We start from the raw sequence: 4,907 nt of genomic DNA, 5'->3' as shown, positions 1-4,907 counted from the left end.
TGAAGTAGGCGGCCTCCGGGACGTCGTCGAAACCGACGACGCTGACGTCGGTGGGCACCCGGCGGCCGCCTTCGTGCAGGGCGCGCAGGACGCCGAGCGCGAGGTGGTCGTTGGCGGCGAAGACGGCCGTCACCTCCGGCGTCCGGGCGAGCGCCTGGCCGGCGCGGTAGCCGGCGGCGGCGCTCCAGTCGGCGGCCACCACGGGCGGCACCTCCGCGCCGCTCCGTTCCAGGGCGCGCCGCCAGCCCTCGACGCGGCCAGCGCTGTCGAACCAGTCCGGTGGTCCGGAGACGTGCCAGACGGTGTGGTGTCCGGCGTCGAGCAGGTGGCGGGTCGCCGCGTAGGCGCCGGACACCTGGTCGATGGTGACGAGGGCGGTGGTCTGGTCGGGGTCGCCGTCGACGGTGACCAGGGGCACGTCGGTGGGGACGTCGGCCAGCGCCTCGCTGGCCGAGCGGGTGGGGGCGATGACGACGATGCCCGCCACCTGGTCGTCGCGGTGGCGGTCGACGGCGTCGAGGATGGTCGTCCGGTCCAGGGCCCGGACCCGGCGGACCCGCACGGCGAACCCGGCGGTGTCCGAGGCGAGTTCCAGCGCGGCGAGCAGCGAGGCCGGGCCGTAGAGAGTGCTGTTCTGGGCGACGACGCCGATGACCTGGGATCGGCCGGTGGCCAGGGCCCGGGCGGCGCGGTTGGGGCGGTAGCCGAGTTCGTCGATGGCGGCGCGGACGCGGAGCCGGGTCTGTTCGCGGACGTGGGGGTGTCCGTTGAGGACCCGGGAGACGGTCTGGTGGGAGACGCCGGCGAGCCGGGCCACGTCGGTCATCGCCGGGTGCCGCGCCGGTCGTCCGCGCACGGGCGTGTCGTCCACTGGCAGCCTCGTCTCCGCTCGGAGCGCCACGTGATCATGTTAGCCGCGCGTGGCCGGTTCCGGCCGTCACGCGGAGGGCTGACGAGTCCTTCGCGACCTGGGCCTGGCGGGCGGGGGCCGGGTCGGCGAGCGGTGGTCCGGTCGGTCCTCCGCTCCAGGCGGGGCGGGTCGGGGGCAGCTCTGCCTGGTCACGCGGTGGCCGGCGGGGGCGGCCGGCGGCGAGCCGCCACGGCGGTCCCACCAGCGCCCGCTCCTCGACCCACCACCCGCGCCGCCTCTTGACCACGGCGCGTAGCACTCCGTAACGTCGCCGTCACCGCCATGTGTTAGCGCTCACATCCGTTGGTCCAGCCGCTCCCCGGGACTCGACACGAACGGGACAACGATGCCCCACGGACGACGCCCCCGCCCCGCCCGCCGCCGCTTCGCCGCCGTGGCCGCCGCCGCGCTCGCCCCGGCACTGGTCGCGGCCTCCCTCTGGTCCGAGACCGCCACGGCGACGCCGCACCCGGCTCCCCCCGAGCCGGAGACCGCGGCCGAGCCCTACGCCGGCTACCTCTTCGCCTACTTCACCGGCGAGGGCCGGCCCGACGGCGAACAGGTGTACTTCGCGCTCAGCCGGGGGAACGACCCGCTGCGCTGGGACGAGCTCAACGACGGCCGGCCGGTGCTGACCTCCACGCTCGGCGACGAGGGGGTCCGGGACCCGTTCCTGATCCGCTCTCCCGAGGGCGACCGCTTCTACCTGATCGCGACCGACCTGCGCATCCACGGCAACGGGGACTGGGACGGCGCGCAGCGGCACGGCAGCCGGTCGATCATGGTGTGGGAGTCCACCGACCTGGTGAGCTGGTCCGAGCAGCGGTCGGTCGAGGTGTCGCCGCCCAACGCCGGCAACACCTGGGCCCCGAAGGCGCACTGGAGCGAGGAACTGGACGCCTACGTGGTGTTCTGGGCGTCCAAGCTGTACGCCGAGGACGACCCGGACCACGCCGGAACGAGCTACAACCGGATGATGTACGCCACGACCCGGGACTTCGTCTCCTTCAGCGAGGCCCAGGTGTGGCACGACCCGGGCCACTCGGTCATCGACTCGGCCGTCATCGAACACGAGGGCGTCTACCACCGGTTCACCAAGGACGAGCGCGACCCCGACTCCTCGTCGCCGTGCGCCAAGTTCCTGGTGGCCGAGCGGTCGACGGAGCTGATCTCCACCTCGTGGGACTTCGTCGCCGACTGCGTCGGCCGGGCCAGCGAGGACTCCCCCGGCGTCGAGCGCGGCGAGGGGCCGGCGGTGTTCCGGGCGAACTCCGGGGACCGGTGGCACCTGTTCATCGACGAGTTCGGCGGCCGGGGGTACGTGCCCTTCGAGACCACGGACCTCGACTCCGGGCGCTGGACCATGTCCAGCGACTACCGCCTCCCGCCCGGTGCCCGGCACGGCTCGGTCATCCCGATCACCCAGGCCGAGCACGACCGGCTCGCCGGGGGCCCGGTGCCGCCCGTCGAGGCGGACGAGACCGGGCTGGTCGCGCACTGGCCGTTGGACGGTGCCGCCGGTGGGCCCGAGGCCGGGTCGCGGGCGGTCGACGTCTCCGGGCACGGCTACCACGGGACGCTGCACGGCGACGTGCGGTGGGTCGAGGACGCGCTGGAGTTCGGGGGCACCGACGGCCACGTCGCACTGCCCGACCACCTGCTGTCCGGGCTGGACGCGGTGACGGTGAGCGCCGACGTGTGGGTCGACCCGGCGCAGCCGACGCCCTACTTCCTCTACGGCTTCGGCAACACCGACCGGGCGGGGGTGGGCGACGGCTACCTCTTCGCCACCGGGGGCACCGAGGACAGCGGGCTACGGGCGGCGCTGGCCACCGGCGACTGGTCCACCGAGCAGCAGGTGGCGGCGGAGCGCGGTCTGCCCCGGGGCGGTTGGCGGCACCTGACGCACACGGTGGACGGCGGCACGGCCGTCCTCTACCTCGACGGGGTGGAGGTCGCCAGGAACGAGGGGATCACCATCCGCCCCGGTGACATCGGCGGCGGACGCACCACGGCCAACTACCTGGGGCGCTCGCAGTACTCCGCCGACCACCACCTCACCGGTCGGCTGCGGGACGTGCGGTTGCACAACCGTGCCCTGAGCCCGGAGGAGGTCGCCGGGTTGTCCCGCAACGGCACCGTGATCCGGGGGGTGGACCTGCCGGAGTTGGCGGTGCCGGCGGTGATCGACCCGGTGGGTGCCACGGTGACGCTGCCGGTGGAGCCGGGGACCCGGCGCCAGTGGCTGTCGCCGGTCTTCGAGCTGGCTCCGGGCGCGCGCATCTCCCCGGACGGGCGTCGTCGGGTGGACCTGCGGGAACCGCTGACCTACACGGTGACCTCGCCGTCGGGGGCGAGTCGGGACTGGACGGTGGTGGCCCGGGAACTGCGGACCCCGGTGCTGCCCGGCTACCACGCCGATCCCGACATCGCGGTGTTCGGCGACACCTACTACCTGTACCCGACCACGGACGGCTTCCCGGGGTGGGGTTCCACGACGTTCAGCGTGTTCTCCTCGAAGGACCTGGTGAACTGGACCGACCACGGCGTGATCCTCGACCTGGAGACCGACGTGTCCTGGGCCGACCGCAACGCGTGGGCGCCGACGATCGCCGAACGCGACGGCCGCTACTACTTCTACTTCACGGCCGCGCAGCAGGTCGGGGTCGCCGTCGCGGACTCCCCGCTGGGCCCGTTCGAGGACGTGGGAGCTCCGCTGGTGTCGGCGAACCCGGGTGGGGTGGGCCAGGCCATCGATCCGGCGGCCTTCGTCGACGAGGACGGGCAGGCCTACCTGTACTGGGGCAACGGCGCGCCGTTCGTGGTGCCGTTGAACGAGGACATGGTGTCCTTCGACCCCTCCTCGGTGCGCCGGCTGTCGGGCCTGGACGAGTTCCGGGAGGGGCTGTTCGTGGTGCGGCGTGGGGACACCTACCACCTGACCTACTCCATCGACGACACCCGCAGCCCGGACTACCGGGTGGGGTACGCGACGGCGGACAGCCCGTTGGGGCCGTTCACCAGCCACGGCGTGATCCTGAGGGGGGACCCGGCGCAGGGGATCCTCGGGACGGGGCACAACTCGGTGCTGCGGGTCCCCGGTACCGACGACTGGTACATCGCCTACCACCGGTTCGCGGTTCCCGACGGCGACGGTACGCACCGGGAGACGACGCTGGACCGGCTCACCTTCGGCGTGGACGGCCTGGCTGAGCCCGTGGTCCCGACGCTGGAGGGGGTGGCGCCGCACCCCGTTCCGGTGCTGTCGGTGGCCTCCCCGCTCGACCTCCCGGGCTGTGCCGGGACGCCGGGGCGCTGCGCGCCGGACGACGACTGAGCCCTCCCCGTGCCCACCGGTCCGGTGCGCAAACCGGTGGCCGGGCTGCCCTCCTCCTCCAACCCCTTGGGAGTACGCATGGCACGAGCACGCCGACATCTACCCCTGGCGCTGTGCGCCGCCGTCGCGGCGGCCGCGGTGATCACGGTGCCCCTCGACGCCGAGGCCCAGGACGCGACCGACTACACGCTGCGGGTGGATCCGCGCGGGGACGGCCCGGAGATCGCCGACCACATGTACGGGATCTTCTACGAGGACATCAACCGGGCCGCCGACGGCGGGTTGTACGCGGAGCTGGTCCAGAACCGCTCCTTCGAGTACGACCCGGTGGACCACCCCTCCTACACGGGGCTGACCGCGTGGACCCCGGTCTCCCTGGCCGGCGGTGCTGGCACCGCCGAGGTGGTGGACGACGAGCACCGGATGAACGAACGCAACCGCCGCTACCTGCGGCTGGAGCTGGCCGGCACCGGCGGGGCGGACGCGGCCTTCGGGGTCACCAACTCCGGGTACAACACGGGCATCGCGGTCCGCGAGGGCGCCGGCTACGACTTCTCGGTGTGGGCGCGCACCGACGCGCCGGGCGGCACCCCGCTGACCGTCCGCCTCACCGACGCCGGTGGTGCCGCGCTGGCCGAGCCGCTGCGGCTGGGGGGGGCC

Annotated in this window: 3 protein-coding genes; 2 read left to right on the top strand and 1 reads right to left on the bottom strand. The window is 73.7% G+C overall.

Features of this window, described 5'->3' with window-relative positions; all coding sequences use genetic code 11:
* A partial coding sequence (locus ACTIDRAF_RS0211870) for a LacI family DNA-binding transcriptional regulator (protein WP_245533512.1) occupies positions 1-901 on the bottom strand: 901 nt, incomplete at its 3' end.
* Positions 902-1,256: 355 nt separating this feature from the next.
* Between ACTIDRAF_RS0211870 and ACTIDRAF_RS0211865 the strand changes: the two genes are divergently transcribed.
* On the top strand, positions 1,257-4,247 hold the full coding sequence (locus tag ACTIDRAF_RS0211865) for a family 43 glycosylhydrolase (RefSeq protein ID WP_052168793.1): 2,991 nt from the start codon (positions 1,257-1,259) through the stop codon (positions 4,245-4,247).
* Positions 4,248-4,325: 78 nt separating this feature from the next.
* Positions 4,326-4,907 (top strand): carbohydrate binding domain-containing protein (locus ACTIDRAF_RS28460; RefSeq protein ID WP_483446987.1); only part of this gene is annotated, 582 nt, incomplete at its 3' end.

Source organism: Actinoalloteichus spitiensis RMV-1378, assembly GCF_000239155.1.
GTDB lineage: Bacteria > Actinomycetota > Actinomycetes > Mycobacteriales > Pseudonocardiaceae > Actinoalloteichus_B > Actinoalloteichus_B spitiensis.
The sequence above is the reverse complement of the archived record's forward strand: the minus strand, read 5'-3'. Positions and strand labels throughout refer to the sequence as shown.